This window comes from Collinsella sp. OM08-14AT (assembly GCF_003438115.1).
Classification (GTDB): Bacteria; Actinomycetota; Coriobacteriia; order Coriobacteriales; family Coriobacteriaceae; genus Collinsella.
Genome location: NZ_QSTE01000025.1, coordinates 1 through 3,022, shown reverse-complemented (window position 1 = coordinate 3,022; position 3,022 = coordinate 1). Strand labels below are relative to the sequence as shown.

Sequence of the window (3,022 nt, the reverse complement as noted above, 5' to 3'; positions counted from 1 at the left end):
GTTGATATCCCTGAACATCATGGCCGCGGCCCTCCCTACAGCTTCGCGGCGCTCAGTGCCGCCCGCCCCGTCGTCGGCACTGAGCGCCGCGATGGCGCTGGCGGCATAGGCGATCTCGGACGGCGCCGCGGGCTTCTCCGCGGCATCCTTGCCGCGGGCCCCGCGCCACTCGGCCAAGGTCTCGTCCGCGATCTCCTCGAACGGGTACTCGTCGAGCGGCGGCCAGTCGCCGCGTTTGTTGACATAGCAGGTCTCGCACAATTCGACGTAGCCGTTTCGCACGGCGATGTCGCCGTAGCTGTTGAAGTCGAAGCAGGAGAGGAGTTCGCCGTCCCCCCGGTTCATCAGGTCCCAGAACTCGGAATCGCCGTCGAGTGCCGTGTATGCGTAGTTCTCCTGCGGCGTCGAGCGCTCGAGGCAGGTCTTGTGCCATTGGTCCTCGACATACATGTCGTCGTAGACGTAGTCGTATACGGGCAGCTCGTCCGCCTGCGCCACGAGGTTCATGAGCTCGTCGAGGCGGCTCAGCGGCTCGCCGTAATCGATGGCGGCCTGGATATGCGCCAAGTCCCCTTCGGGGAGAAGTATTAGCTGCATCGCGAGGACGTTCAGCTTATCGAGCCGGGCGTACTCGTTGAACACCTGGGGGCAGCGGAACGGCAGCCCGTCGTAGTCGGAGATGTAGGTCTCCTCGTGATCCTCGTCGACGAGCCCGTGGTCGCGCAGCCAGGGCTCGATCTCGTCGGGGTCCATCGGCAGGTGCATCCACGTATCGCGAAGCTCGCCCTCGCTGTAGTAGCCCCAGTTGCCCACGCATACGTCGATGCCGTCATGGAAATCGTTATTTGCCATACTGATCAGCTCCAGCGAACAGAAGGCGGATAGATGCTTGCCGACGATGTTACCCGCGCCGCCTTGACGGCACCACGGTGTTTCCCGAACGGGAAGCCCGTCCAGCCGCGGGCGCATCGATGCGGGTCAGCGGTGTCTGTCGGCGACGGTGCCCGTGCCCATGTCGGGTTTAGGGGCGTTACTCGCGGCCGATTTGCGGGCCAGTTTCGCCAGGCCCGCCGGCGACATCTTCCTCGGCCGGTGGCCGGCGGGCGCGGTGTCGGGATGGCGCTCGAGGGCGTGCGGGTCGCCGAGGGCCCTCTTGACTCCGCGCTCCGCGGACCCTCCCTTGGCGAGCTGTCGTTCGATATCGGCCGCATCGGTGCCGCCGACGGCGACGCTGCGGCGGATCGCGTCGTCGGTCGCGGGCATGGCGAGGGCCGGGTAGGTGAAGGGGTCGAACATCTCGCCGAGCCGGGCGGATTCGTCGAGCACCGAGTGTGCCGCCGCATATGACCTGGACTCGTCCGCGGCCAGGCTCCGCGCAGCGAGAGCCATGGCGTCCAGCCCCTCGCCGCGGTATTCCCCCTCGAGCCTTCCGAGTGCTTCGCGGAAGAGGCCGGTGACGTAATCGCTCATTGGAACCTCCGATAGTCGGGTTTCTCGTTTAGGAGATTGTCCGTCCTCGCTCGAACCGCGATCCCGTGAAGAAAAGCGCTTCCCGAACGGGAAGCGCTGAAATCTTCGGCTCTCGATGGGTATGACTCCCGAGATTCTGCTGCACACGATGAGGGGGCTGTGATGGGAGACGCCGCGGCATATCGCCATTGGACGGACGCCGAGCTCGAATTGCTCGCCGACAGGTCGCTTGCCGCCGCGACGGCGGGGCGGGCAACGTCGGGGAAAATCAGCCTGCGCCCCTGATACCGCCCCGAAGATCGGTCAATGCCTGATGCCGCCGACCTGCTTTTCGGCCGCGCTGCGCGCATACTCCTTCGCGTAATCGTGGAAGAAGACGCTGAAGCCGTCCATGGCGTGGTCGCGGCACCACTCGCGCACCGCTGTGGCCGCAACCTCGCGACGCTGTTTCGCATCGAGGTCCGGGCAGTCGAGGTCGATCAGCTCGGCATATTCGTCCAAGTCGGCCTCGGTGAATATGAGCGCGTAGGCGTCGCGGCTGTAGTGCCGGGCATGTTTCCCCTTGAGCGCGGCATTGAGCGCGAGGCCGGTGTCTCGTTCCAGCTCCTCGGCGAAGAGCTTGGTGACTTTGGAGGTGTCCATGAAGCGGGTGTCTGCCGGGTCGCGCGTGACGGTATCGAAACACCGGTTCTGCATATGGTGGAGTCCGGTGGAAAGGAGGCTCTGCGCGAGCGCGTAGTCGCCGACGCCCGCGGCGGAGCCCTCGGTCGCGCGGATCAGGCCGACGGCGCGGGACATCATATCGAACAGCTCGCCGCTGGACTGCATCCCCCTCGCCGCGGAGGCGATGAGGGCCTGCTTCGCGACATCCATTCCGTTCCTGTTGCACAGCAGGGCGTCCATCGCGGCGCTGCGATGGGAGTTCTCCACGGATTGGAGCGCGTCGGCGAGCATGTCGCGGGTGAGGGGGTCGTCGGGCATGGCGGGGTTGTCAATCCTGTAGAAGGCCGGGACCGCCTCCGTCGACTCCGCGATGGAAAGCGGCAGCGACAGAATCGCCCCGCGGATCGCTTCTGCCGCCGACTTCCTCGCGGTGTCGTCCAGATCGCCCTCCTCGAAGGAATACGGTAGGTTCGGAAGGCTGTCATCCTCGACCTGCGAGGAGACGGCCCCGCCGGGGAGCACCGTGTCCGCGATATAGTCGGCGCGCGAGACGTCCCCGATATCGCCCCCGAAGCGGTCGACGAGCTTTCCGGTTCTATCGCACAGCGACAGGGTGCGCCAGCAGAAGGAATAGCCGGAAGGGCAGTCCGGGTTCTCGACAAGGGAGGCCTCGAGGAACTTGACGGGCTCGCCCTCCTCCTTGAAGGCCCAGAGGGCATAGGCGCTCTCGCACTCGTAGGGGTCGAACTCGGGATCGTTCGGCGTGGGCTCGATATCGCAATCGTCCATATCTGCGTTTCCCTTCACTGTGCGTGGCCGGGGCGGTAATGCGCGCCGCCGGGTCGGGCCGTGCGCGCGGCGGCGGCGCGGGCGCGGTCGGCGGCCTGCG

General features: G+C 66.1%; 3 protein-coding genes. All 3 read right to left on the bottom strand.

The window, feature by feature from the left end; translation table 11 throughout:
• A partial coding sequence (locus DXC18_RS09970) for an antirestriction protein ArdA (protein ID WP_147330271.1) occupies positions 1-852 on the bottom strand: 852 nt, incomplete at its 3' end.
• 126 nt (positions 853-978) lie between these two features.
• Positions 979-1,470, bottom strand: a complete 492-nt coding sequence (locus tag DXC18_RS09965) for a hypothetical protein (RefSeq protein ID WP_117717038.1) — start codon at positions 1,468-1,470, stop codon at positions 979-981.
• Between the two features lie 303 nt (positions 1,471-1,773).
• Positions 1,774-2,922, bottom strand: a complete 1,149-nt coding sequence (locus DXC18_RS09960) for a hypothetical protein (RefSeq protein WP_117717037.1) — start codon at positions 2,920-2,922, stop codon at positions 1,774-1,776.
• Between the last annotated feature and the right edge of the window lie 100 nt (positions 2,923-3,022).

What these genes read in the sequence shown, in the direction of transcription:
- DXC18_RS09965 (WP_117717038.1), bottom strand. Translation starts at nt 1,470, where the DNA reads ATGAGCGATTACGTCACCGGCCTCTTCCGCGAAGCACTCGGAAGGCTC.
- DXC18_RS09960 (WP_117717037.1), bottom strand. Translation starts at nt 2,922, where the DNA reads ATGGACGATTGCGATATCGAGCCCACGCCGAACGATCCCGAGTTCGAC.